At 61.9% G+C, this 24799-nt stretch carries 26 protein-coding genes; 5 read left to right on the forward strand and 21 right to left on the reverse strand.

All coding sequences use genetic code 11. From position 1 onward, the window contains the following. Position 1 precedes the first annotated feature (1 nt). The 8 genes from AC1Q6D_RS30650 to traJ form a co-directional block, all read right to left on the reverse strand. On the reverse strand, positions 2-1684 hold the full coding sequence (locus AC1Q6D_RS30650; protein WP_103406877.1) for a TnsB C-terminal domain-containing protein: 1683 nt from the start codon (positions 1682-1684) through the stop codon (positions 2-4). A 293-nt stretch (positions 1685-1977) separates the two neighbouring features. Continuing rightward, positions 1978-5985, reverse strand: coding sequence for a zincin-like metallopeptidase domain-containing protein (locus AC1Q6D_RS30655; protein ID WP_031942762.1), 4008 nt, complete (start codon positions 5983-5985; stop codon positions 1978-1980). Between the two features lie 3 nt (positions 5986-5988). Then, positions 5989-6369, reverse strand: coding sequence for a hypothetical protein (locus tag AC1Q6D_RS30660; protein WP_031942763.1), 381 nt, complete (start codon positions 6367-6369; stop codon positions 5989-5991). Positions 6370-6373: 4 nt separating this feature from the next. After that, positions 6374-8449, reverse strand: a complete 2076-nt coding sequence (locus AC1Q6D_RS30665; protein ID WP_102606323.1) for a DNA topoisomerase III — start codon at positions 8447-8449, stop codon at positions 6374-6376. Between the two features lie 14 nt (positions 8450-8463). Further along, complete coding sequence (gene traF, locus AC1Q6D_RS30670; RefSeq protein WP_102606324.1) at positions 8464-9000, reverse strand: conjugative transfer signal peptidase TraF; 537 nt, start codon at positions 8998-9000, stop codon at positions 8464-8466. Next, complete coding sequence (locus AC1Q6D_RS30675) at positions 8997-10901, reverse strand: type IV secretory system conjugative DNA transfer family protein (protein ID WP_031942766.1); 1905 nt, start codon at positions 10899-10901, stop codon at positions 8997-8999. Before AC1Q6D_RS30675 ends, traF begins: the two co-directional genes overlap by 4 nt. Continuing rightward, on the reverse strand, positions 10898-13120 hold the full coding sequence (gene traI, locus AC1Q6D_RS30680) for a TraI/MobA(P) family conjugative relaxase (protein ID WP_031942767.1): 2223 nt from the start codon (positions 13118-13120) through the stop codon (positions 10898-10900). Before traI ends, AC1Q6D_RS30675 begins: the two co-directional genes overlap by 4 nt. 31 nt (positions 13121-13151) lie before the next feature. Continuing rightward, positions 13152-13526, reverse strand: coding sequence for a conjugal transfer transcriptional regulator TraJ (gene traJ, locus AC1Q6D_RS30685; protein ID WP_015061636.1), 375 nt, complete (start codon positions 13524-13526; stop codon positions 13152-13154). 340 nt (positions 13527-13866) lie between these two features. On the opposite strand from traJ, the gene AC1Q6D_RS30690 reads away from it, so the two are divergent. The 3 genes from AC1Q6D_RS30690 to AC1Q6D_RS30700 are packed head-to-tail and all read left to right on the forward strand — an operon-like array spanning position 13867 to position 15424. Continuing rightward, positions 13867-14259, forward strand: a complete 393-nt coding sequence (locus AC1Q6D_RS30690; protein ID WP_031943025.1) for a TraK family protein — start codon at positions 13867-13869, stop codon at positions 14257-14259. After that, the gene (locus AC1Q6D_RS30695; protein WP_015061634.1) at positions 14259-14984 is read left to right on the forward strand and encodes a nucleotide-binding protein; all 726 of its coding nucleotides are present in this window, start codon (positions 14259-14261) and stop codon (positions 14982-14984) included. Before AC1Q6D_RS30690 ends, AC1Q6D_RS30695 begins: the two co-directional genes overlap by 1 nt. Then, entirely contained in the window at positions 14984-15424 is a 441-nt protein-coding gene (locus tag AC1Q6D_RS30700; RefSeq protein WP_015061633.1) for a conjugal transfer transcriptional regulator TraM, read from the forward strand. The genes AC1Q6D_RS30695 and AC1Q6D_RS30700 overlap by 1 nt, the downstream gene beginning before the upstream one ends. A gap of 46 nt (positions 15425-15470) precedes the next feature. Here AC1Q6D_RS30700 and AC1Q6D_RS30705 read toward each other — a convergent pair whose 3' ends face one another. From AC1Q6D_RS30705 to AC1Q6D_RS30765, 13 genes are all read right to left on the reverse strand, one after another. Continuing rightward, positions 15471-16082 carry an IncP plasmid survival protein KfrC family protein gene (locus tag AC1Q6D_RS30705; protein ID WP_256579842.1) on the reverse strand — a complete coding sequence of 204 codons (612 nt, stop codon included), beginning with the start codon at positions 16080-16082 and terminating at the stop codon, positions 15471-15473. A 25-nt stretch (positions 16083-16107) separates the two neighbouring features. Next, positions 16108-16455 carry an IncP plasmid survival protein KfrB gene (kfrB, locus tag AC1Q6D_RS30710; RefSeq protein ID WP_031942772.1) on the reverse strand — a complete coding sequence of 116 codons (348 nt, stop codon included), beginning with the start codon at positions 16453-16455 and terminating at the stop codon, positions 16108-16110. 163 nt (positions 16456-16618) lie between these two features. Next, the gene (locus AC1Q6D_RS30715; RefSeq protein ID WP_102606325.1) at positions 16619-17560 is read right to left on the reverse strand and encodes a DNA-binding protein; all 942 of its coding nucleotides are present in this window, start codon (positions 17558-17560) and stop codon (positions 16619-16621) included. A 186-nt stretch (positions 17561-17746) separates the two neighbouring features. After that, positions 17747-18793, reverse strand: coding sequence for a transcriptional repressor gene korB (locus AC1Q6D_RS30720; protein WP_102605944.1), 1047 nt, complete (start codon positions 18791-18793; stop codon positions 17747-17749). Further along, entirely contained in the window at positions 18790-19554 is a 765-nt protein-coding gene (locus tag AC1Q6D_RS30725; RefSeq protein ID WP_015061629.1) for a ParA family protein, read from the reverse strand. The genes AC1Q6D_RS30720 and AC1Q6D_RS30725 overlap by 4 nt, the downstream gene beginning before the upstream one ends. Beyond that, positions 19551-19853: a transcriptional regulator KorA gene (locus AC1Q6D_RS30730; protein WP_031942775.1), complete on the reverse strand. Its 303-nt coding sequence runs from the start codon at positions 19851-19853 to the stop codon at positions 19551-19553. Before AC1Q6D_RS30730 ends, AC1Q6D_RS30725 begins: the two co-directional genes overlap by 4 nt. Before the next feature lie 103 nt (positions 19854-19956). Then, a complete protein-coding gene (locus AC1Q6D_RS30735) occupies positions 19957-20265 on the reverse strand; it encodes a DUF2761 domain-containing protein (RefSeq protein WP_015061627.1) in 309 nt (102 codons plus the stop codon). A gap of 1 nt (position 20266) precedes the next feature. Continuing rightward, entirely contained in the window at positions 20267-20596 is a 330-nt protein-coding gene (kleE, locus tag AC1Q6D_RS30740; protein ID WP_031942776.1) for a KleE stable inheritance protein, read from the reverse strand. A gap of 115 nt (positions 20597-20711) precedes the next feature. Further along, positions 20712-20930, reverse strand: a complete 219-nt coding sequence (locus AC1Q6D_RS30745; RefSeq protein ID WP_015061625.1) for a DUF2688 domain-containing protein — start codon at positions 20928-20930, stop codon at positions 20712-20714. Between the two features lie 60 nt (positions 20931-20990). After that, entirely contained in the window at positions 20991-21221 is a 231-nt protein-coding gene (kleA, locus tag AC1Q6D_RS30750; protein ID WP_031942777.1) for a stable inheritance protein KleA, read from the reverse strand. Between the two features lie 155 nt (positions 21222-21376). Further along, positions 21377-21631 carry a hypothetical protein gene (locus AC1Q6D_RS30755; protein WP_015061623.1) on the reverse strand — a complete coding sequence of 85 codons (255 nt, stop codon included), beginning with the start codon at positions 21629-21631 and terminating at the stop codon, positions 21377-21379. Further along, positions 21628-22659, reverse strand: coding sequence for a klcB (locus AC1Q6D_RS30760; protein ID WP_102607499.1), 1032 nt, complete (start codon positions 22657-22659; stop codon positions 21628-21630). The genes AC1Q6D_RS30755 and AC1Q6D_RS30760 overlap by 4 nt, the downstream gene beginning before the upstream one ends. 40 nt (positions 22660-22699) lie before the next feature. Continuing rightward, a complete protein-coding gene (locus AC1Q6D_RS30765) occupies positions 22700-23134 on the reverse strand; it encodes an antirestriction protein (protein ID WP_031942779.1) in 435 nt (144 codons plus the stop codon). A 177-nt stretch (positions 23135-23311) separates the two neighbouring features. Here AC1Q6D_RS30765 and AC1Q6D_RS30770 point away from each other — a divergent pair, with 177 nt between their 5' ends. Next, entirely contained in the window at positions 23312-23569 is a 258-nt protein-coding gene (locus tag AC1Q6D_RS30770; protein WP_015061620.1) for an AbrB/MazE/SpoVT family DNA-binding domain-containing protein, read from the forward strand. Beyond that, complete coding sequence (locus AC1Q6D_RS30775) at positions 23566-23892, forward strand: type II toxin-antitoxin system PemK/MazF family toxin (RefSeq protein WP_031942780.1); 327 nt, start codon at positions 23566-23568, stop codon at positions 23890-23892. The genes AC1Q6D_RS30770 and AC1Q6D_RS30775 overlap by 4 nt, the downstream gene beginning before the upstream one ends. Positions 23893-24799 lie beyond the last annotated feature (907 nt).

Below are 24799 nucleotides of genomic sequence, written 5' to 3' on the forward strand. Positions count from 1 at the left end.
GCTACCACTCCTCAATCTGGTCGAACGGTTTGGCAGGTGACTGGTTGTCTGCCTGCGGGTCAGCCATGTCCGCGTCCGGTGGTGGCGTGGTTTTGAAAAGAACTGCCGTTGCCTTGAGATGCTGGCGTCGATCCGCGTCGCGCCGCGCCTTGCGCGTAGCTTTCTGCGCGGTGGACACGATTTCGCGCATCTGGCCGATCATGCGAAACAGCGCCGACTCATCCACCTGTTCGCGCCCTTGCTGCCGCAATTTCGCCAGCGCCTGTCGTTGTTCCCAGAGGGTGACAGCCGGGTGCGACAAGGTGCGGTATGGAATTTCCAGATAGTGCTGCCCCTCCGGCTCCAGCACCCAAATGCGGCTGATGTCGCGCGGGTCGCGCCGGATCAGGAACGCAGGCAAGCGGTCGCGCCGAGCTATCCACGGCTTGAGCGCATCGGCGTAGTAATGGATGTGGTCGATGACGAAGCCGGTGCGGGTCAGCGTGCGGCGGATGATGGGCAGAAAATCGACCAGAAAAGCCGTGGTGCGAGTGATGACGGTTGGCACGCCGGTCCGCGCGATAGCTTCGGCCCAGCGCGCTGCCGGCGGCTGGAGCAGGCCGTTGTGCACGGAGCCGTGGTAGGTGCCGACCGCCAATGTGAGCCAGCGCTCCAGCTCACGCAGCGTCAGGGCGGCCTTGTTTTCGGAATCGTAGTCGCCGCGCTGGTCAGGGTTGGAGAAGGTCGTCCCTGGCAATTCGTCGTGGATCATCTGCATCGCCGTGCCGATGATCCGTTCCACGATGCCGCCGTAGTGCGGCTGCCCGAGCGGGCGATAGTCAAGCCGGATGCCATGCTGCTCGCAGCCTCGGCGTAGCGCTTCGCTCTTGAACTCGGCCGCGTTGTCCAGGTAGAGCAGCCTGGGCTTGCCGCTCATCGGCCACTCCATTTCTATGTTCAGACCCTCCAGCCAGGGACGCTTGTCGCAGGCGACATGCACAAGGCACAGGCCGACCGAAACAGATGACGGCGCTTCCAGCGTGACGACCATGCCGAGCACGCAGCGGGTAAACACGTCGATGGCGATGGTCAGATACGGACGGCCAATCGGTTGCCGGTCGCGCTCGTCCACCACGATCAGGTCGATGACCGTGTGATCAATCTGCACTTGTTCCAGTGGCGCGGTCACGGCGGGAGGCTCACCACCGACACCTTGCAGGCTGCGGGACGCATCCTGACCTTCCCGGCGGCGAGTGGCCTTGAGCGGATCGAGGCCGGCGATCCGCAGAGCCACGGTGTTGCGCGCCGGCGCCCGCAGCTTTTGCGCTTTGCAAGCCTGCGCGACCTCGCGGTGGAACGCTGCCAGGCTACGCTTCTGCTTGGTCAGGAAGCGCTTTTGCAGCAACTCGCGGATGATGCGCTCAACTGATTCCGGCAAGCGTCCCTTGCCTTTTCCGCCGCCGGATCGGCTGCGAGCCAGGTCCGTCACAAGCCCAGCACCTTGCCGGGCACGGCGGATTAGGACATACACCTGCCGCCTGGACAGGCCAAGCGCGTGAGCAGCGGCATCGGCGGCTTCATGCCCGACCACATCAAGCGCTGCCAGCGGCCCGATGATTTCCGCCCGTTGCCGGGCCTGCGCCCAAGCCGCATCGGGCAGGGTGGCCACGCCTTGCTCGGCAATCAATGATGTGTCTGACGCCATGCTCACACCTCGCTTTGGTGCACACGAGTATTGAGCATAGTCGAGATTGGTGCAGATGACTTCTGATATTGCGTTGTCAGGAGTCGCCTGCACATCTGGCGTTACGCCCCGTCAATTGGTGCAGTCGTCTTCTGAAAATGACACAAATTGGCTAGGTTATTTTTGACCATGCAACTTGGCCGCGTGGATCTCGTTGTGGATCTCGCCGGCGTGGATCTCCGACCTGGCCAGCACGCCAAAAAAAAACCGCCCCGGAGTGCGGGGCGGCGAAGTGGTGCAGGGTGGTGGTGGGGTTATCCGATCTTGGCGGCCCGCTTCGGCCGCTGCTCTTGCTTCTGCTCGCGCTTCTGCTCCTGTTCCAGTTTCTGCGCCTTCTGCTCCTGGCCAACGTCGATCAGCACCTTGCCCACCGCCGTAGTGACCTGGCGCTTGACGCCTTCGCGGCCCAGCTCGCTCTTGTTGGCCAAGTCGTTGAAGTCGGTGAAGCCCTTGGGATCGCCCGCCTGCTCGCCTGGCGCGAAGATCGGGAAGATGGCCTTGCCGCCGACCGCCTGCGCCGCTTCCTCGGCCTTGGCCCGGCCGGGGTTGTGGCCGCGCTCGATCTCCTGCTGTTTGTCATCGTCGCCGGCGATGATGATGGGCTTGTCCGGGTACTTCTCATGCAAGGCGCGGGCGACGTGGGGCAGATTGCCGGAGTCAAACGCGGCGACGGTAGCGAAGCCCAGCGCCTCGGCATTGCTCGCGGCCGTGGCGTAGCCCTCGGAAATCACCAGCGCCGGCGCTGCGGCCAAGGCATCCATGCCGCCGACCGGATGGAAGCATCCTTCCTTCTTCGAGTCCTTGGCGAATCGCTTGGTGCCGTCCTCCTGGATGTACTGCATCGTCCACTGCTTGCCGTCCACGTCGAAGGCGGGGATGTAGGTTTTCTGGCCGTCCTTGTCGGTCAGCGCCCCGGCCTGCGGCTTGATGCCCTTGGCTTCCAGGTACGGCGTCGGCTGCTCGATGGCGGTAAGGCCGTCCATCTGGCGGCCGACCCGCTGCGCGGTCGCTTCCTGCTGCTTCTCGATCTCGGCGCTGCGCTCGGCCAGCTTGGTCGCGGCCTCGGCTTGCAGCTTGGCTTTTTCCTCGTCGCTCAAAGCGTAGCCCTTGCTCTTCCAGGTCACGTCCGTGCCGGTCTTGTTGTTGATGATCCGGCCCGCCGGGTGGCCGTCCAGGTGGCCGACATAAAAGCCGTCCAGCGCGCCGGCCTTGCCGCCCTCGACCGGAACACGGTGCTTCTTGCCGTCCATGATCGGATGGTCGCCGGCCGCGCCCTTGACGGTTCCAACCTGCAAGCCGGCCGCCTTCATCGCCTCGGCAAATTCTTCCCTGGGCGTCATGGCCGGCCCCTGCTGGGTCGATACGTTCTCGGGGTTCCAGCGTTCCAGCTTGGCCAAGTCGGCACGCGGGCCGGCATACCAGGACTTCGCGGCCTTGTCCCAAAGCGCGCCGGCGGCCTTCGCCTCGCCGCGTTCGGCGTAGGGAACGGCCAGATAGGTGCGGCCCTGGGCGGCTTTCTGGCCCTCGGGCTGGGCTTGGGGTGCTGCGGCCTCTGAACGGGCCTCTGTGGCCGCCGTAGCGGCTCCCTGCGCCCATTTGGCGAATGGGGCGGCATCGACGCCCGCCGGCACGTACCAGGACTGTTGCTGGCGATCCCAGCGCGCCCCGAGTCCCTTGGCTTCGTCCTTTTCCTTGAACGGCACATTGATGTACTCGCGTTCGGGCTTCTGCTGCTCCGGCTCGGCCGCCACGCCTTGGGCTTGCGCCTGCTGGTCGCGTTCAAGCTCGGCAATGCGGCGCTGCAAGTCCGCATCGTTGAGCATGGCGGTCGCCTCGGCATCCTTCCGGGCTTCTTTAGCCGCTGAAATGTCCTCGTCGGTGCTGTTGGGGTCGCGGCGCACCCGCTCTTCATGTACGCGGGCCAGCTTTGCCGCACGCTCAAGGTCGTTGACCTCGGCATGGGCATCGACCGCCGCCAGTCGCTGGGCCAGCTCGTCGGCCTGCTGTTCGCTGTCGAAGTCAGCAAGCCATTGGTGCGTACCATCTTCACGGCGGGCATACACGCCATAGAACTCGGGTTCGACGCCAAGGGATGCGGCGGCCGTGACGCTCTGCTGGTCGCCTTCGCCCTCCATGACGTTGCCCTGGACTTGCACCAGGCCGCTCCAATCAGCGGGCAGGGTGAAGCCGAAAGCCTGCTGGCTGGCCTCGTCCAGTGCCTGGCTGTCGATTGCCCTGGTGGCGTCGGTGCCGGTGTGCAAGTCACGTAGCGCGCTTGTGACCTCGGCATCCGGCCTGGACATGATGCCGTTGTCGGCGAGTCGATCCACCAGGCGGCCAGGCAGGCTGTCGATGTTGATTGGTGTCTGCATGTTTGTTCCTTCCTCCTGCTGCGCCCGCGCCTCCGGGAACTGCGCTACCAGGTCGGGGTACTCGGCCAGCACGGCCGCCGGCGGGAAGGTCGGCTTGGTGCCGATCTCTGCCGCTCCGGGCGTGTTCAAGTACAAGGCGTTGTTGACGGCCCCGCGATGCACGTCCGCAATGGCGGCTTCGGGGTTCTCGGCATCGGAAAACGACGAATAGCGGTCGCCAAGGGTGACGTTCCACTGGCGGCCGTGGTTTTCCAGCTTCTCGGTGGTGGCCTGGGCGGCGAACTCGGCCAGCGTCATTTCATGCGGCTGCCGCAAGTCGGCCTGCTGTTCCTGCACCTGCTTTTGCTCGAAGGCCAGCACGTAATCGTGAATCTTCTCGGCGTCGGACGATGCGCGGAAGATTTCCAGCGGATCGTCTTGCAGTGCCTTGATCCAGGAACCGACATAGGCGGCGTGCTGTTCGGGATCGTGCCCGATGCCCAGCTCGTCGCCCACGATCATCGAGGAAATCTCGGCGCGCAGCTCTTCCTTGGCGTAACCCTCCGACCCGAAGGGATGGGCAAGGTCGCGGTCGAGGCGCGAAGGGTGGCCAGTCCAGTGCCCCAGCTCATGCAACGCGGTCGCATAGTAGCGGTCGGCGCTCTCGAACTGGCTCTTTTCTGGAAGGGTGATGCTATCGGTCGATGGCCGATAGAAAGCCCGATCCCCGGCGCTGTGGCTGATTCTGGCCCCGGACGCTTGCAGGATGTGTTCGGCCCGCTCCACGGCATCCCATTGCTGTTCGGCCTTCGGTTTGATCTGCTGCGGGGGCAGGCCGTCGATCTGTTCGGCGTTGAACACGGTAGCGAAGAAAACGCGGGGTCGTTCGAGCTGGACGGTTTGCTTGACCTTCTCGCCGTTCGCATCGCGTATCGGCCGGCCCTGGTCATCGAGCTTGTCTTGCTCTTCGCTGAACTTCCAGTATTGAACCGGCGTGCCTTTCTCGCCCTTGCGCACCTGTGCGCCGGCGGCCCCCGCCTGCTTGTAGGTCATCCAGCGCGAATCATCGCGGCCCTGGGCCATCAGGTGAATGGCGTTGATTCCCTTATAGCGTTTGCCGGTGGTGGGGTTCATCGGCATCAGCGAGTTGGGTTCGCCTGGCTGCCACGGTTTTTGCCAAGGTGCGGTGCCGGCCTTGAGCTGTTCGATCAGCTTTTCGGCCACCACTTCATGAAACGGCTTCTTCGGTTCCATAGTGTTGTCCCTTCTGAATAGTTCGTTGATCTCCGGGAATGTCTGCTGTGTCCTGGTGCGGTCATGCAGGCCCTGGGCGACCATGCAAACGATGTTGTGCAGGTCGTCGGCTCCCATCGGCCGGACTCGGGCGATGCAGGTTTCCTTGAAAGATTGCTGGCCTCGCTGCTGCACCTGGTCGTTGCCAACGTGGTGACGTGGTGCGATGCCTTCGGATTGCAGGGCAATGACTTCCTCGGCGCGCATGTCCAGCGACGTGCCGGCATAGCGTTCGTTGATGTCATCCCATAGCGGCTTGAGCGTTGGTTCTTCGCGGCCGGCGATCACGCCATCGAGCAAGGCCCGCTTCTCGGCCGGTGCGAAGGTGTTGGCTCCGTAGTGCCCTAGAACTTCATGGCGCAACGTGATGAGCAAGTCGCGGGCGTCCTGGACGTTATCCAGGGGCACGTCCACGCGGCCCCGGTAGGTGCGACCGTTGGCGGCTGTCGTCTCTTTCGGAACATAGCCGCCCTTCATGTCCTGGGGCACTTCCACGGCACGCGGCCCGTAAAGCTGGGCCGTGTTGTCGCGGAACTTATAGGCCAGCTCAAGCGCGCCGGGGTAGTCGCGCAAGAACAGCCGCGCTACCCCTTCGGCCTCGGCCTTGGTGATGGCCATCTATCAATCCTCCTTGGCGTTGTGCCTGGCGATTGCCTCGGGCACCGTCTCGCCGTCCTTCATGCCGAATCGCTCGCGGGCGTTCGTGCGGGTGATGAAGGTCGGGATTTCCGCGCTCGGGCCTTCGTCGTCCAGGAACTCCGGCTGCTCTTCGCCCGGCACGTCCACCAGGTCAGCGTTGCTGTCGGTGGCGTCCTGCTCGCTCAAGGCATCCTCCACGAACGCGCCGGCGCGTTCGGCTTCCTCGGGGTCGAATTCGGCCTGGTAGCCGGGCGTCTGTGCATCGGCCAGCTTCTCGCGCAGCGCCTCGGTGGCGGTGGCGTAGTCATCGACCGGCGGCAGCGCCGCATCGGTGGTGTTGGTTTGGTTCTTCGGGTCAGTCATGGCGTTACTCCTTGTCGGTGGTTGAATCTGCTGGGCCGCTGCGGCCCTTGCTGTAGTCGGGCCGGCCTTTCAGGTCGGGATAGGTCTGTTTGCACCCTGGGTAGTTGCTGCATCCCCACCAGAAATGCCCCTTCTTCTTGCTCGGCCGCCGCGAAAGGCCGGTGCCGCACGCCATGCACTTGTGCAGGGTGGACACTGGCGCGGCTTCTTTGCCGCCGGCGATGGTCACGGCTCCGGTGTTGGCCTTTGTCACCTGGTCGCGGATGAAGGCTTCTTGCTTCGTGATGAACGCGGCCAGCTCGGCGGTGCCCTGCTCAATGCCCTTCAACATGCGTTCGTACAGGGCGGTGAGTACCGGGCTTTTCACAACCTCGGGCAGCGCGTCGATCACGCTGCGGCCCAAGGTCGTGCTGATGATCTGCTTGCCCTTGGTTTCCAGGAACTCGCGGCGTTTCAGCTCGGCCAGAATGGAAGCGCGGGTTGCCGAAGTGCCGATGCCGTCGCCTTCGCGCAGCATCTTTTTGTGTTCGGCGTCGGCCACGAACTTGTGGATGTTCTCCATTGCGCGGGTCAACGTACCTTCGGTGAACCGCTGCGGTGGCTTCGTTTTCGAGTCCTTGCGGGCGGCGTCGGTGCAAGTCACGCCGTCGCCTTGCTTCATCGCCGGCAGGCGCTGGCTGTCGCTGTCGTCTTGCTCCTTGTCGGCGTCCTCGTCCACCTGGTCGTACACGTCACGCCAGCCGTTTTTCGTGACTACCTTGCCGCTGGCCGCGAATGTCTCGCCGGCAACGTCCGCGCCCACGGTGGTCTGCATGTATTCGTGCAGCGGGTAGAACTGCGCGATGTAGGCCCGCACGATCAGTTCATAGATGTTGCGTTCGCGCTCGCTCAAGCCGGCCTTGCTGCCCTTTTGCATGGTCGGCACGATGCCGTGGTGCGCGGTGATCTTCGAGTCGTTCCAGGTCTTGGACTTGATGCGCGGATCGGCGGCATCGACCAGGCTGGCCAGCTCCGGGTTCACATGCTTGACGGCATCGAGCACGTTGGCCGCGTCGGCGTGCTGCGACTCGGGCAGGTACGCGCAATCGGTTCGCGGGTAGCTGGTCAGCTTGTGAGTTTCATAGAGCGACTGGCAGGTATTCAGCACGTCCTCGGCGCTGTACCCGTACTTGTTCGAGGCCAGTACCGTAATGTCGGACAGTGCGAACGCCAGCGGTTGGTTCTGCTTCTTCGCTTCCTGTTTGTACTCGGCAATGCTGCCGGGCTGGCCCTTGACGCTGGCGACCAGGGCATCGGCCACGGCGGTATCGACAAGGCGGCCCTCGCTGTCCAGGCCGGCTTGATCTTCCTTCGCCTTCCAGGCGGCCATGAACGTCCCGCCTTCGTGCTGAATCGCTGCGCGGATCGTGTGATACGGCACCGGCTTGAAAGCCTCGATTTCACGGTCACGATTCACGACCAGGGCCAGCGTCGGAGTCTGCACCCGGCCCACGGTCAGCAAGGCCCTGGAACCGCCGCGCTGCGCCCGCAAGGTGTAGGCGCGGGAAAGGTTCATGCCGATCAGCCAATCGGCGCGTGCGCGGCCTCGGGCAGCGTCGGCCCAGCCGTGATAAGTGTTGTTTTCTTTCAGTGCGGCCAAGCCCCGCTTGACCGTCACGGTGTCCTGCGCGGAAACCCAAAAGCGGCGCGTTGGCTTGTTGGCCTTGAAGTGGTGCAGCACTTCATCGACCAGCAACTGGCCTTCACGGTCGGGGTCGCCAGCGTTGACGATTTCGCCCGCCTCCTTGATGAGTTTGCCGATCACGGCAAGCTGCTTCTTCGCGTCGTCCTTCGGCCGCAAAATCCACGTTTCCGGGATGATTGGCAGCTCTTCGATGCGCCAGATTTTTTTGCCGTTGCTGTTGCGCGGCACGTCATCGGGCGTGTACTCGTCCGGCTCGGCCTGTTCCAGCATGTGACCAAAGCACCAGGTTATTTTGTCGGTGCCGCATTCGATGTAGCCGTCGCCTTTGCTTGTGACGCCCAGCGCCTCGGCAATGGCTTTCGCTACGGATGGTTTTTCAGCGATGAAAAGTCGCATGGTGATCCCCTTCCCTACCAGGTGATGACCGGACGAATCACGGTCTTGATTTGCGAACGATTGATGGGGCCGAAGTAACGGCCATCGAACGATGTGCCGCTTACGTCCGACATAAGCAGCACTTCGGAATTGCCTAGCGTGTAGTGGTCGGCCTGGAAGCGTGGCAACGGCCGGCCAGCCGAATCGGCCTTGATGGGCTTGCTCAAGGGCAGCAGCTCGCCATTCACGCGCACACCGTCATCACTGACAGTCACGGCGTCGTTTTTAGCGGCTAAAACGCGCTTCATCATGTAGCCGTATCCGCCTGTGCAGAACCCGGCCCCGATGTAATCCCTTTCCTTGGCGTCATCGAATACGCCCGTTTGCGGCGGACACCAAAGCACATACGCGCCCTTCTCCACCGGCGCGCTGCTCGTCCAGTACAAGCCAACTGGAATGCTCTTGGTGGTGTTGATCCGGGCACCGGCGGCATAGCCGCCAGCGCCCAGCACCAAGACAGCAATGCCGGCGATGGCTACGCCGGCCGTGATGCGTTTCGCCACGTTCTTCATATCGTGATCCCCTGCCCCGCGTCCTGGATGTGGATGGTCTTGTCGCTGACCTTCGGAGCGGGGATTGCGGCACGCGCCTGGAATACCGGGTCTTTGAAGTACAGCGGTTGCTTGCCGTAAATCGCGGGATAGCCGGCGACATAAACAACCATGTCGCCCGCCTGCTCGATTTCGCCTGTGGCCGACTTGCGCGGCCCTGGCATTCGCAGGCACTCATCGGGGGTAAGCAAGGGGCGCTGCACTTCCTGGAACGTGCGTGACACCTGGCCCAGCATGGCGGCCGTGCGGCGGCCGCTAGTCGTGATCTGTTCCTTGACGATGGTGGTCTGGCCGGTCAACCGCGAAAGGTGCTCGGCAGTCTCGACACGGTTGGGCGGATAGGCGTTCTGGACGTGGCAGTTACTGGTGATTGTCTCGTCGTGGCCGTATCCGGTTTCGCGGCTCTTGAGCTGGTTAATGTCCTGGCAAATCAGGTAGCACTTGATGCCGTAGCCGGCGACGAAAGCCAGCGACTCTTGCAGGATTTCCAGCTTCCCAAGGCTCGGGAACTCGTCCAGCATCATCAGCAGCCGGTGCTTGTAGTGCGCGACCGGCCGGCCATCCTCGAAGTCCATCTTGTCGGCCAGCAACCGCACAATCATGTTGACCATGATTCGCACCAACGGGCGCAGTCGGGCCTTGTCGTTGGGCTGCGTGACGATGTACAGGCTGGCCGGGTCGTCCTGGTGCATCAGGTCTTTGATGCGGAACTCTGACTTGCTCACGCTGCGGGCCACAACCGGATCGCGGTACAGGGACAGGTACGATTTCGCGGTGGACAACACCGATCCGGCTTCTTCCTCCGGCCGATCCATCATGTCGCGGGCCGCCGATCCGATGGCATGGTGGTTCTGGCCGTCAACGTGGCCGTAGGTCGTCATTTCCATCCACAACTCGCCAATGTCGCGGTTGGGATCGGCCAGCATGGCATCGACCGATGGCAACGTGGCATAGGTGCCGTCTGCCTTGGCCTTGTAAAGCGCGTGAAGGATCACGCCAACCAGCAGCGAAAACGCGGTTTTCTGCCAATGGGAGTCCAGCCCCTTGCCGTCCGGGTCAACGATGAGCTGGGCAAGGTTCTGCACGTCGCCCACTTCAAATTCGGTTCCCAGCCGGATTTCGTCCAGGGGATTCCAACAAATTCCGCCGCTCGATGAGGCCGGCTCGAAGCGCAGAACCCGGTTCTTCGCGTGCTTCTTCCGCCAGCCGGCGGTCAAGGCCCACAACTCGCCCTTGAGGTCGGTAATGACGGCACTGGCGGGCCACGAAAGCATCGTCGGGACAACCAGGCCGACACCTTTACCGGATCGCGTCGGCGCGTAGCACAAGACATGCTCCGGGCCGCTGTGGCGCAGGTAGTAGAACGAACCGTCTTTGTCCTCCCAGCCGCCGACATAGACGCCGGTGGCCGTTGCCTCTTCCTTGCCGGTCACGACTTCCAGGACAGTGCGCGGCCGGGGTAGCAGGCCGGCCGCCTGAATGTCCTTCTTCTCGGCCCAGCGCGCCGATCCGTGCAGGTATTCGTTCGCCTTGGACGTGTTCGACGCGACTACCTTGGCAATGGCCACGCCCAGCAGCCCCACGGTCGTCACCAGCATTCCCATGCTGCCGGCGCTCATGATTTCGTTGGGATAGTGGCCGTACCACTTCGACGCCCACTGCAAGATCGACCAGGGCGCATAGACGTGGCCGATGTTCGGGCCAAGGCTTGCCTGGTACTGGAACGTATGCGCGAAAAACTGCGTTGAGGCTTGCAGGCCGCCGGCCAGCGACAAAACGCCCAGCGTTGGCAGCAGCTTGCTCGGCTTGGGCTTTGCAGAGCGCACCTGTGGGCCAACTGCGTTGTTCATCTTGATTTTCATCTGCTCCTTCCTTTCGACGTTTTGATCGAGCCTTTTGGTGTGATCGAGACGGCATCGCCTATGGCAATGCGCTTCAAGCGGCGGGCGGTGGCCTGGTCGATGGGCATAACCATCACGTCATCGCCACGCCTTACCAGGGCCAAGTCCTGGCCCTCGACGTTCCGCATACCGGCAAACGACAACGCGCCATCACCGTCAGTATAACGCGAGTGTTTCGGTATATCGAAACCTTTTAGCCTCTTGCCTTCGCGTTCGGCAATGTATTTATCCATTGCCTTGACCTGCTCGGGCTTGTGTTCCGGTCGTGCGTCTAGCCTTCCTCCTGGCCCAGAAACTCCCCGTCGCAGTGCGTTATCTGGTTGGGTTCCTTGCTGCTCCATGTGACCAGGAACATCACGCGGCAATAGCACTTCACTTCCGCTGGCGATGCGAACCACACCGAGTTTGGACAGTGCTCGCAAACGGTTTTTGCTTTGGGGCGGCGGGACTCTTCCAATGCGTCCAATGTCGGGCTTCCTGTGCTGTCCGGCGGCGTGAATCCCTCCTGCTGGATCGCGCCCGCTTCCTCCGGCGTTGATGCCGGATCGGGTAGCGTTGTCGTCGGCAGCGGGTCTTGATCCAGCGCGGCCAGTGCCGCGTCCAGTTCGTCCTCGATCTTGTTCGGGTCTGTCATGGGTGTTCTCCTTCTTCAAAAGAGCCTGCCGCCGGCTTTCCAGCGCCGGATCGGCAAACGTGATGGGTAGTTGTGAATCGACGGCTGCGCGGATGATCTGCGCCTTGAACTCGGCGGTGCCATTGACCGTGATGCGGTTGCCGTACCGCTCCATTGCCAGCCGTAGGGCTTGCTGCAAGCCCTCGCGGGTGGCTTCGCGGGACACTTGCAGCTTGTCGCCGTCATCCCGCACCGCAGTCTTGCCAGCGCGGAAAATGATCGTTCCCTTCTTCGTGATGTTGTCCACCACGGGCGCGTGCCCTGGCTTCGCCTGGCCCTCGCCCTTCACGGTGTTGCCCTTGAGACCTTGGGCGGCCTCTCTGGCGCGCAGGGCGGCCAGCGCCTCGCTGTTGCCCTGCAAGGCTTCCTTCTTGAGCCAGTCGGCCCATGTGCGCCGCTTGTGGGCGTCGTAGCAGTCCTGGCGATCCTTCTGGTACTGCTTATTGATGCTGTCGATCTCGGCGCGCAGCGCCTTGCTGGCCTGGGCGTACAACAACTTCTTGTTCAATCGGTTTTCGCCCAAGACCTTGATCGTGGCCCGCCGTAGCCGATTCGACCGCTTGGCATCCTCGACCTTCCGGGTTTTGCGCTGCCTGGCCTTGTCCAGCGCGGCCCGTTGCGTGGCCGCCAAGGTTTGTTGATCGGCCTTATATCTGGCGTACAACTCAACGGTGTTGACCCGCAGGCGTACCGGCTTCTTCTGGTACTGCCGCTTCGCTTTGGTTTCCGCTTGCCGTTCGGGCGATGCCTCGAACGGGCCAAACCTCGCTTCCAGCTTCGGTTTGGAAAGTTCGCGGGCTACTGTGCTTGCCTTAACCTGGGTGCCGTCGCCGGCTTCGATTACGAAGCCATTGCCTTTTGCTCGCAGCTCTAGGCCGTTGGCCTGCAACGCTTGGTGCAGTTCCGTCCAGGACTGCGCGGCCTTGATCTCTTCCAGGCATTCGCGCTTGATCCATCCGACCAGGCTTTCCACGCCGGCATGTCGTTCCATGTCGGCCGCCCGGCCTTCGGCGATGCTGCGCGCCGGGGTGTGGTTGTCTTTTTCCAGCCCGTAGTCGCGTTCCAGGACTTCGCACAACTCGCCCAACGTCCGATAGGACTGGAAGGGTTCGTGCATCGTGTTGCGCGTCGGATGAATCTTGTTGATGGCGATGTGGATGTGCAGGTTGTCGGTGTCGTGGTGCACGGCACTGATTCGTTGATGCTCGCCATAACCCAGCCCCGCGCAAATACGCTCTTCAATCGCTTTGAGGGTGTCGGCGTCGGGCTTCTCGCCAGCGCGAAAGCTCACCAGCAGGTGAAAGGTCTTGTCGCCAGTGGCGCGCGTGTTCATGTGCTGCGTCGCCAGCACTTCGTCCGTAGCGGCCTGCACGGTGCCGGCCTGGCAGTTCGTGACTGTGACCAGGCCCAGCCGTTCGGTCTTGCTTTGCGCGTCCGTGATGTACTCCGCCAAGCCAGCGAAGTCGCTCTTGCCAAGCGAACGCATGGGAACGTGCTTGGCGATCATCGGGCACGCTCGATTTTTTTAGCGGCTAAAGTCATGGCTCGGCCCTCGGCCGCACCACGGCTTTCATGACGCGCCCCATTTCGTCCTGGGTCGCCTCTATGCGCCCCAGCAGCGCCCGAAGGGTCGCTTCTCCGATGTGGGCGGTTCGCACGTCATCGGTCAGCCAGAGTTTCAGCAAACCGCCCAAGCGGCCAAGGTCGCCATTGATCCTGGCCAGCTCGCGCACGCGCTCGTAGTCGGTTATGCCCTTGATCTCGTAGCCCTGGCCGACCTCGCGCAAGTAGCGCGCAACGCTCAAGCCCGCTTGCCGGGCTTGGCGTTCGATCTCTTCCTTCTCGTCCGGGAACACCGGCACCCGAAGGTGCTGCCGGCGCTTCCGGCCTGTTTGCTTTTCGTCTTGCTCCATCGTCCAACCTCGCTTGTTGCTTCTTGCCGGCGGTAGCCGGCTGGCCTCGCAGAGCAGGATTCCCGTTGAGTGCCCCCGGCGCGAATAAGGGACAGTGAAGATAGATAACCGGCTTGCCCGGTTAGCTAACTTCACCCATCCTGCCCGCCTTACGGCTCCTTTGACGCCAAGAATGAAATCAGATTCACATTCGATTTACTAGCGATTTTGCCTCAAAACTAGAACGATTGCATCAACGATATAGCGAAACTGGCTAGAGTTGCGCTAGAATCGTGGATGTAGTGCTCCAATCGACCTAAAATCGGGAAGGAATCGTATTGATGAAGGATGAAAAATCGTTATGGCTAAGAGCCTTTCAGAACGCATTGCCCAGCGGGTAAGCACCAGGCAGCCGAGTCGAACCGGGAAGAACCGGGCATCGTTTCTTGCGGTTCGGGACGATGTGAAAAAGGCGCTGGATGATGGCTGGCCAGTCAAGGTGATCTGGGACACCTTGCGCGATGAAGGAAAGATCGAGTTCGGGTATGACGCCTTTATCGGCTACGTGAACCGGCTCATTCGCAACGTGGAACCAACGCCGCCCGCCAAGCCGCCGGCCGACCAGGTGAAGGCCGACAAGCCAGCACCGAAGGCCAAGGCGAAAACCGATGCACCACAAGAACCGAAGAAAGAAGCGACGCCCATTGGTGGCTTCAACTTCAACCCGAAACCGAATAAAGAGGATTTACTGTAATGGCGAAAATTCACATGGTTTTGCAAGGCAAGGGCGGCGTCGGCAAGTCGATGATCGCGGCCGCAATTGCCCAGTACAAAGCGAGCAAGGGGCAAACACCGCTTTGCATCGACACCGATCCGGTCAACAGCACCTTTGAGGGGTATCGGGCGCTGAACGTGCAGCGCCTGAACATCATGGATGGCGACGAAATCAACACCAGGAACTTCGATGCCCTGGTGGAGCAAATCGCCTCAACCAAAAGCGACGTCATCATCGACAACGGGGCCAGCTCGTTCGTCCCACTGTCCAGCTACTTGATCGGCAACCAGGTGCCGGCGCTGCTCCAAGACATGGGGCATGAACTGGTGGTGCATACGGTCGTCACCGGCGGGCAAGCCTTCCTGGACACGTTGAATGGCTTTAGCACGCTTGCCCGGCAATTCCCGGCCGAATGCGTGTTCGTGGTCTGGCTCAACCCGTATTGGGGGCCAATCGAGCATGAAGGCAAGGGCTTCGAGAAGATGAAGGCGTACACCGACAATAAGGCGCGGGTGTCGGCCATCATCCAGATTCCGGCTCTCAAGGAAGAAACCTACGGCCGCGACTTCTCGGAAATGCTCCAGGAGCGCCGGACGTTCGATGAAGCCCTGGCCGACTCGGCCCTCACGATCATGACGCGCCAACGGCTCAAGATCGTGAAGTCGCAGCTCTTCCAGCAGCTTGAAAATGCGGCGGTGCTCTGATGGCAAGCGACGACAAGATCGAGGAAACCATCAAGGCCATTGCGGCACGGCACGGCATCGCTGTCAGCCGCGATGACCCGATCCTGGTACTGCAAACGATCAATGATCGTTTGATGCAGGACAGCCAAGCCGCCCAGCAAGAAATCCTGGAAGGCTTCAAATCGGAGCTGGAAGCCATTGCACACCGCTGGGGTGAGGACTCCAAGGGGAAGGCCGAAAGAACGCTTAACGCGGCCCTGGCGGCCTCCAAGGAGGCAATGGCGCAAGGCATGAAGGATGGCGCGAAAGCGGCGGCCGAAGCGGTGCAGCGTGAGTTTGACGCCAGCGCGGCAAAGCTGGCCGGCTCGATCCGGGAAGCGCGCCGCGTGTCCATGCTGAACATGGCCGCCGCCGGCCTCGCCGTGCTGGCCGCCGCACTGGCCCTGTGGGCCTCGATGTAGGCCCGCCGCCGCTCCAAGAAAAAGCCCGGCAGTGCCGGGCTTTTGTTTATACGGTGCGGGACAGTCCCAAGGATTGCGACCGTCCTAGTCGCTGCTCCTGGGCCTGCTTTCGTTCTTGTTCCTGCTTGCGCATAAGCGCCTGGTGCCGGCGCTGCGCTTCGCGCATTGCGTCCCAATCCGAAGCCAGTTCGGGGCGCTCGGCGCGCATCTTGCGCGTGGCCAGCTCTTCGACCTTGGGCGCATGGATGCCCATGCCTTCCTTGATCTCGCGGACAACCTCAAGGCGAGTATGCAGCACCTGCAAGCGCGCTTGCTGCTGTACTTGCTGGCTTTGCCACGCCTGCCGCGTACCTGGCCGCGCCAAAAAACTCGGCTTCCCTGCCTGCGCCTGCTGCAAGCGGGCCTGCTGCCGGTCGATCAGGTTTTCTAGGCGATCCTCGATATGCTCGACCTGGGCGAACTTCGCCTGGACGTACACGGCCAGCGCCTCTTGATAGGTCTGCTCGATTGGGGCGGCCTCCAAGGCCGCCTGCTGCTCGCGCTCGATTTCCTGCGCGGCCTCTAGCAGCTCTTCGCCGCCGCTCGTAGCGGCAGCGGCACGGCCCGGCTTGGTAGGTGTCGGGGCGCTGCTGTCTCGTCGGGATGCTGATTTGTTCAAGGAAGCCTCCTTTAGCCGCTAAAAATTATCGGGATCGCCCTCGGCTAAGTTTTGCGGCTTCGGCGGCCACCGTGGCCTTGCCCTGGGCGTCGTAACTAATACTCTTTGATGCTCCTACTTCTGGTACTTTATCGAAATTTTGTCGTTCGTGCATGACAAAATTTTTCCCGATCTGCTGATACACGTTGCTACTGTCCGCGTGAACGATCAGCCCATCATGCCGTTGGCCCTTGTCGGCCTCTTTCGCCATGTACAGGTTGTAAATGCCGGGCTTGAGTGCGCCGGCCTTGTCCACCTTCTCGTTTGTCCACGCGCCTCCTTGCTCGGCCTGAACGATGCGTTGCCCGTTCATGACCAATAGGCGTTGTTTCATTGGACACTCCTAATCGTTGGTACTGGTTAAAAAATGGATGTTGGCACCTCCATACGCCACAACGAAAAAAGCCGACCTCGGCAGTTCGAGGCCGGCTTTATCCATCTTGCCGGGGCGCGCTTGTCAAGGTAACTGTTAATTTTAGTGAAAACCCTCCGATAAATCAGGATTTATCACTCTTACCCCGGCCACGCTCGGCCTTCTCGGCCCTCGCCATGACGGTTTCCAAGGCTTCCAAGCGTCCCCGTAGGGTAGCGGCTTCCTCGCGGGCCGTAGCGGCCTCCTGGCGGCTGCTGTCGCGCTCTGCCTGCGCCTTGGTGTAACGCTCGGCCTGTCGGGCGGCCTCCTGGGCGACCGTCTTACGCTGCTCCTGGTGCGCCTCGCGCTCGGCGTTCGCCTTGGCCTTGATCTCGGCAATCTGGCCCAACACGTCCAGGGCTTCATCGCGGGCGGTGTCACGCTCTGCCTCGGCGGCCTTGGCCCGGCCCACGGCTTGATCGCGCTCTTGGCGCAGGCGGTCGGCTTCCTGGTGTGCCCGATCCAGTTCGGCGCGCAGCTCGCGGGCGCGATGCTCGATCTCTTCGGCCTTCTGCTCGGCCAGCGCGGCCCGCCGCTCGGAAGCTGAAAGGTTGGCTGCAATCTCGTCCAGCGTCTTGTCTTGGGCCTCGATCTGCTTGCCCGCCGTGGCCAGCTCCCTCCCAAGCTCCGCATTCTGCTCTTGCACCGCTTCCAGCTCGGTCGCCTGCGTTTCGTATGCGTCGGCCAGCTCGGCCCGCATGGCGTCCAGCTCGGCCCGCTCGCCCTCCCAGCCGGCTTGTGCGGCCCGCAGCGACTCGTTCGCCAGCTCCTGGGCCTGCTGCCACAACACGGCCACCGCCTGGCCGCCGGCGGCCGACACGGCCTCGGGCACCTGGACGGCTACCGGGGCCGCCTGGGCGGTCTGCGCTCGCCTCCACTCCTTCATGCCGCTGCTGGCGTCATTCATGTTGACGCGGGCGGCCTTGCGCACGGCATCGACGGTGGGGAAGGCATCCCGGCCGTTCTGCTCGAACAGTGCATCGGCGGCAGCATAGATGCGGTCGCGGGTTTCCTTGGTCAGCTCCATTGTGTCGCCCTCTTGGTAGTTGGTAAGAATAATAATATTCTTCTTATTCTTACCTGTCAAGCGTTTTAGCTAAACTTTTTAGCGGCTAAAGCGCCCGGCCTGGCGCGTGTTGGCCGGCGTTCAGGCAAAAAAAACCCCGCCGGGGCGGGGCGGGGTGGGTGGGGTTAGTGCCGGGTGTCGGTGCGTCTAGCCTTCGAGCAAGGCCACCAGTTTCACCTGGGCAAGATTGGCCTCGAACTCCTGGCCGTCATCTTCGTACTTCAACCAGGCGAAGCCCTCGGCCGGCGGCCGGCGATTCAGGATGATGCGGGCCGGGCGGCCGTCATGCTCGACCTGGACGATGGCCTTTTTCAGCTTGTCCGGGTCTTGCTCCTTCGGCTCCTTTTTCTCCTTGGCGTCCTCATCGCTTTCACCGTCGCCGCCCTCGGCGTCGGCCCGGCCGGTGAAGGCATCGACCGTGTTGGGGTCGCGGTCGCCGTCCTGGCTGCGCTTGTCGTCCAGGAACTCGCGCAGCAGCTTGACCGATCCCCGCGTCAGCTCCTGGCTGTCGTCGGCCAGCCATGCGCCCACTTCATCCGGGTTCTTCTTGTAGGCCGTCACCAGCTCGTTGATAACGGTCACGTCCTTGGCGCGGCCGCTGTTGAACGCCTCGGCAATCGGCTCGGGCAAGTCCAGCAGCGTGACGTGCTGCGTAACGAATGCCGGCGACTTGCCGATCTCCTTGGCGATCTCGCCCTTCTTCTTGCCCTTGGCCAGCTCGCGGCCGATGAAGTCGGCAATCTCGCGGGCGGTCAGCTCGTTGCGTTGCAGGTTCTCGATTACCTGGTCGGCCTCGTTGTAGTTGTTGTCGATGAAGCCGGGGATAGTCGTTTTCTCGGCCCACTTCGACCCACGGTAACGACGCGCACCGTGATTGATGAGGTAACGGCCCGGCTGCTCGGGGTTGTCGCGCACCGAAATGGGCGACTTGACGCCGCGTTCTTTGATCGTCGCGCCAATCTCCGCGATGCTCTCCGGGGAAAAGCCGGGGTTATCGGCCGTTCGCGGCTGGTGCGGATCTTCGTCAATCAAATCAAGCGGCAATTCCCTTGGGCCACCAGTGCCCGTATTGGCGGCCTGTGGGTCGTTCAGGAGGCCCGCAAGGTCGCCTAGGCTGTCCAGGCCCATGCCGGCCGCCTGTGGCTTCTGTGGGGCCGCTGTGGCCTTCTTCTTGGCGTTCTGTGCGGCGCTCATTGTGCAATCTCCATTTTCGTAAACACGTAATCGGCCAACTCGCGCACTTCCTGGGTGGCTTTGCGCGCAGCCGTTTTCTTGATCTTCCACACCGGCATTTGCTCGCCCAACGCCTGGGCGATGCTGTCACGCGACCCAACACTGAACGGCAACACCAATTGCGGATATGCCTGTTGCAACGCGGCCAGATTGGCGACGTGGCGCGGCTTCCGGGCGTCCACCTTGTTCGGCACCATGCCGAGGAAGCGCAGCTTGGGGTTTTGCTTGCGCAGGTTGCCGATGATGGCAACCATCTTCTTCATGCCCTGCAAGCTGTACGCCTCCATTTCGACCGGCGAAAGCATGTAGTCAGCGGCCAGCACGGCCGCTGTCATGGCGACGCCAAGGGAAGGGGCAGTGTCGATCAGGCACACGTCGAAAAACTCGCCCAGCGCCTCGATGTTGGCCCGCAGCGCACCCGCTGCCTGGGCCAAGTCCATCTTGTCCAGGTTGGCCAGGCTGGCATCGGCCGCGATCAGCGCCAGACCGTCATCCTCGCGGTCGGTGAACCAGCTCCGCAGCTCGTCGCCGCCGGCAGTAAACAAGCGACTGGCGGGATAGTCGGAATCATGACCGCCCAACGTCCAGGACGCATTACCCTGGGTATCCAGGTCGATCACGGCAACGCGCAAGCCGCGCTCTTGGAAGTCAAACGCCAAATGGCACGTTGCAAACGTCTTGCCCTGACCGCCTTTCTGAATTGCCGTAACCAGTGTTTTCATTTTTTCGGTTCCTGTTTTTTCTTGGCGTCCTCTGCCCACTTCTTCACGATGAATGCTTGATGCTCCGGCAGTACCGCCGCCACTCGCTCGAAGCCCTCGGGAAGATTTCCCTTCGTGGCCGCCCATACGCGACTGACTGCCTGTGACACCGCCCCTTTCGACAACCCCAGCGACGTTACGAACTCCGCCTGGGGTCGCCCATCGACCAGCACGCCCCGCGCTATGTCGATAGTCTGCTGCCCGATTTCCAAGCCCTTGATGGCTGCCTGAAATTGGGCTTCGGTCAATCGTTTCTTCATGAAAAACACCCATATCAACTCCACACCCGGTTGTTGAACAACGGCGGTGCCAGCCGCCGACCAGTACAAAGTTTAGCTAAACCTGCGCCGGCCGTCAAGCGTTTTAGCGGCTAAAATCCGGGTTATTTTCCAGGCGTGCAGCATCAGCGGCCGCAAGAAAGAACGTCATCAGTGGCCCAACCGTCTTGGTTGATCCGTCCGCGAAACAAACATCCATTGATTCGCCCTGGGTGTGCGGATCGACACCTTCCACCAGTCGCCACGGATCAAGGCCCCATTCCTCGGCCTGGGCGCTGTACCAGTAGGCCGGTGCATCACCATTCAAGTCGCTGTTGGCGTACTGCTTGACCAGGACGGCCACGCGGCCGGTGCTGGGACAAACAAAGCCCGGTTTGATCGGTTGCTTTTGCATGTCAAATCCCCTTCGGCTTGTAGATCGAAACAAAGTAGGTGAGGGCGGTTAGCACCGCGAAGTGCAGCAGGAACGTCCAGCCCGCATACACGCCCGGCGTGTTCCAGTGGTAAACCATGCGGATAAACTGGAAAAACACCTCAATGGAAACCAGCCACTTGAGCACCGGCCAGACCAGGACAACCGCGATCCACACGAACCGCAGCACACCGGCCAGAAACGCCTTTCCCTTGGCGTTAGAAACCTTGACCGGCTTGACTGACGCAACGGCCTCCATCGGCGCCACCGGCTCGGCCTGCTCGTTCCTGGGAAACTTGATGATGTTCGACATTGCTTGACCCTCCACCCATTTCGCGGGTTCAATGCTGCTTGCTTCCACACTCGGAAGCGCGGCTACGGTGTGCCAGCACCAGGCCAAGCGCCCCGGATCACTCCGGGGCGTTCCTTCAATGCCTGGTAGCCGTTTCAAGCTCGGCCACCGCGCCCAGCATGGTTTCCAAAATCTGCCGATCCTCTTCCGGCGTGATGCACTCCCCGCAAATGCCGCCCAGCTTGTCGCGCAACTCGTTCGCGCCCAGCAGGCTACGTTTCAACGTGCGAATGCTCTTACCGCAACGGCGGCACGGTACTTCCACAATTTCAATCTCGATCTTGCCCTTGTGCATTGGAAAACTTCCTTCCTAGCGTCCGTTGAAATGGCCCGACCGAAGCCGGGCCGTGGCTTCCTACCAGCGCACCCGCGCTTTGGCCCGCAGCACGTCCTTATCCGACCACTGCGCCCTTGCATCGCCTTCCAGCGTGCAGCCGGTGAAGTACGCCTTGGCCCGCAGTTCCTCGGCCTTGCGTACCAGCTCGGCCGCCTCGTCCAGCAGCGCCCCGATCTCGTCACGGCGAGCAGGGAAGTCGGTCTTTGCCGCCTCCGGCAACTCGTCAATCCACGGCATGATCTTGCTCATCGGAATTTCTCCGGTTTTGACCTGGACAACACGCCCGGCCTTCACTTGTAATATTAGGGCAAATTGCCCTAGCTGTCAAGCGTTTTAGCTAAACTTTATCCATTATATCCACTTTGTTTAGCTTGAGTTTAGCCGCTAAATTTTCCCCTTGGCGTTCAAACCTCTTTCCAAATGACCCCCAAGCCGGCGAAGTCGCATAGCAGCGCCCACGCGGCATAAGGGATCATCGTTTCTTCACCGATCCAGCGCCTTACGGTGCGGTCGCCCTTGGCTCCAAGGCCCAACGCCTTCGCCGCTGCGCCGCCGGTGAATCCGGCCAGCCGCAGTACCTCCCGGATTTCTTCCCCGGTCGGCTGCTGCCAGCGGAACGCCGGGCGCAGGCATTCGAGCCTGATATTTGCCTCTGTCATGACTTGTTTTCTCCTGGTGAACTCAAAAGCCGCAACTGGTCGAATCCGTAGCAGGATTGAACACAACGCGGGTCGTACTCGGTCACTTTCCGGCCGTTCCGATTGACGCGATACCGGGGCGGCCGGTCGTCATGCGCCCATACTTGGCGCGTGTCGTGGCTGACCTTGGTAATGATGATTTTCTTGCCGACTTCTCCCTTGAAAGCGTGATGGTGAACGCTGACCACTTCGCACCTGGCACCGGGCCGGAAGCCGCCCGCCGCTTCTTCCTTGGCGTACAACTCGGCGGCCTCGGCCGCCTTGATCTTCGCCTTTGCCTCGGCCGCCCACTTGCGGGCGATGAACGCCCGATGCGCCGGCAGCACAACATCGACCAGGACAAAACCCGTGGGCACCTCCACGGTCGCCGGTTCCCGGCGTGCCGGCGGGATCAAGTCGGCCGTCCAGTCGGGCAGGGCATAGCCGGCCAGCCGGTCGCGGCTTTCCGGCTCGATCAGCTTGGGCCGCTTTTCCTTGAGGATGGCCGCGAAGATCGCGGCCGCCACGGCATCGACGGTCATGCCGCCGCGCAGCCGGTCGAAGTGCGAGCGGTAGCCGGTTTCCGAAATGAATGGCTTGTCCAGGTCAACGGCATTGAACTCGAAATGGCTTCCCATGACGCCTACACCGCCACCAAAATCAACCAGGGCGCGCAGGCCCTCGACTTCGACCAGGAACTGGCCAGCCTGGCCCCAGCAAGGCACGTCACCAGGCGCGGCGCTGCAATGTCGGTCAATCACGCACCCAGCGGCCTCCGGGCCACCCTGGCAACCAAAAAACGTCCCACCATTGAGTTTCCAGGTCACGGCCTCGTAACGGGTCGTCGCCCGCTCGACCGCTGCATCGTCGCAGGCCATTACGCCGGCGTGCAGCTCGGCCACGGCGGCCCTGGCCAAGTCCAGCAGGCCAACCCGGTCAGTCGGCATCGAGGCGGCCAGCTCGGCCATCAATTCGTCGCGTTCATCGCGCTGTGATGTGGTTTTCTTCATGGTATGAAGTGGCCCCGGCCGAAACCGGGGCCGCCCCTCATCAGTCAATAGCGCGGTAAATCTGCGCCGCCTCGGCGTGCGTACCGGCGTACTCGCGCAACCAGTGGTAGCGGTCGATCAGAGCATCGCATTCGTCCGTGCCCTGGGTTTCGGCCGCAAGCTGGCCCAACACGAACAAGGTGGCGACGATCCCGGCCGCATCAGCGGACATTTCGCCGCCGTAGCCGTTGCCATCGACTTCCAGGCGCAGCCGGCCCAGCACCGGAGCCATGTAGAACCCGCCATTGGTCAGCGTGTAGTAGTTCCAGAACCCGCCGTTGTAGCCTTCGGCCAGTCGGCGCATCCAGCCATACACCAGGGCTTCGCCGCGCATCATCAGGCGCGGGCCAAAGTAGGTCGGCAGGAAGTCCAGGCGGTGTTCGTCGTCCACCAGGACGGCGGCCAGCGGGATCAGTTCTTGAGCTTGGTTGTTCATCGGAAGTTCTCCGGTTTTGACCTGAGCAACATGCCCGGCCTTCATCTGTAATATTAGGGCAAATTGCCCTAGCTGTCAAGTGTTTTTAGCTAAACTTTTTTTAGCGGCTAAAAATGTTTTGCAGTGAACGGCCCGAAATGTTATATTTAGATATAACTTTCTGAAAGGAGCATCACCATGCACACAACGAATCTCCGCAAGGTCGGCGGATCGGTCATGTTGGCCGTCCCGCCGGCGATCCTCGATCTGCTGCAATTGCAGGCCGGGGCCACGGTCGGCGTAGCCGTTACCGATGGCCGCCTGGTAGTCGATCCCAGGCCCCAGCCGCGCTACACGATGGCCGAGCTGCTGGCCGCCTCGGACTATTCGCAGCCACAAACTGCGGAAGAACGGGAATGGGTCGATGCCCCGGCAGTGGGGCGTGAGCTGATATGAGGCGGGGGGACATTTACCTGGTGTCGCTTGATCCCACCGAAGGCCGTGAGCAACGCGGCAGCCGGCCGGTGCTGGTCGTATCGCCGGCCGAGTTCAACGCGGCAACGAAACTGCCGGTGTGCTTGCCGATCACGAACGGCGGCGATTTCGCCCGCCGGATCGGTTTCGCGGTGCCGATCTCCGGCATCAAGACAACCGGCGTCGTTCGCTGCGATCAACCCCGCGTGCTCGATCTTGCAGCGCGTACCGCTCGCAAGGTGGACACGCTCCCGGCTCCTATCCTTGATGAAGTGCTGGCCAAGGTCGCCACGCTGTTCCAGTAGTCAATCCGCGCCCTTCGGTGTGTTCTTAACACTTGAGGGGCGCTTTCCCTGGCCGTGTCGGCCGCCTTTTCTCCTTGGCGTAAAACCTGCTGCCTTCCAGTTCGCACCGATCTTCGATTAGTGCGCAGATGGTGGCTTCACTGCGGCCTTGACAGTCGGGGAGTCCAGAGGGGCGGTAGCCCCTTTGGGCATAGCGCAGCGTAAGCGCACAAAATTTGCTTCTTTCCAGGCGCTTGCGCCTGGTTCAACCGATGGCAGCGCCGTAGGCGCTCCATTTTTGGGGTGAGGACGCGCAGTGGCCGAGGGGCTTGCCCCTGGGGGATGGGAGGCCGCGCAGCGGCCGGGAGGGATCGAGAAGGGGGGCACCCCCTTCGGCGGCCGGTTCTTCCTCGCGCCGGCTTTTTTCCTGGCTTGTCGATTTTTTCGCCAGCCTGGTTATTCTTCTAGGTTATATATAAGGTTTAAAGATAGGTTAAAAGAAAGGTTAGAGGCCCTGAAAAACGCTCGTAAGGCGTTGATACGCCAAGGGAAAGGTGAACAGGCCCGCCCCTCAAGTGTCAATGGATAAGCCCCTCAAGTGTCAGTAGTCGGCCCCTCAAGTGTTAGGAAAGCCGCCCCTCAAGTGTTAGCAGGCCCGCCCCTCAAGTGTCAGTAGGGAAGGGCACTTGCTAACAGGGTTATCCACAATTCCTGTGGAAAACTTCCCCGAAATCAGCCGGATACGTGCCATGAAACGCGGTCTCGAGTGGCGATCTGGCCAAAATCGACCGTAGCCCCTCAAGTGTCAGTAGTGGGGTCTCCTCGTTTTCAGTGCAATAAGTGACGGTACGCAAAGCTAGCACTGGCGCGGGGGTGGTCTGGGTAGACCGTTGATTTCATTGACTTTCCTGTTCGCTTTGTAAACGGG

The organism is Pseudomonas sp. MT92 (assembly GCF_058792515.1).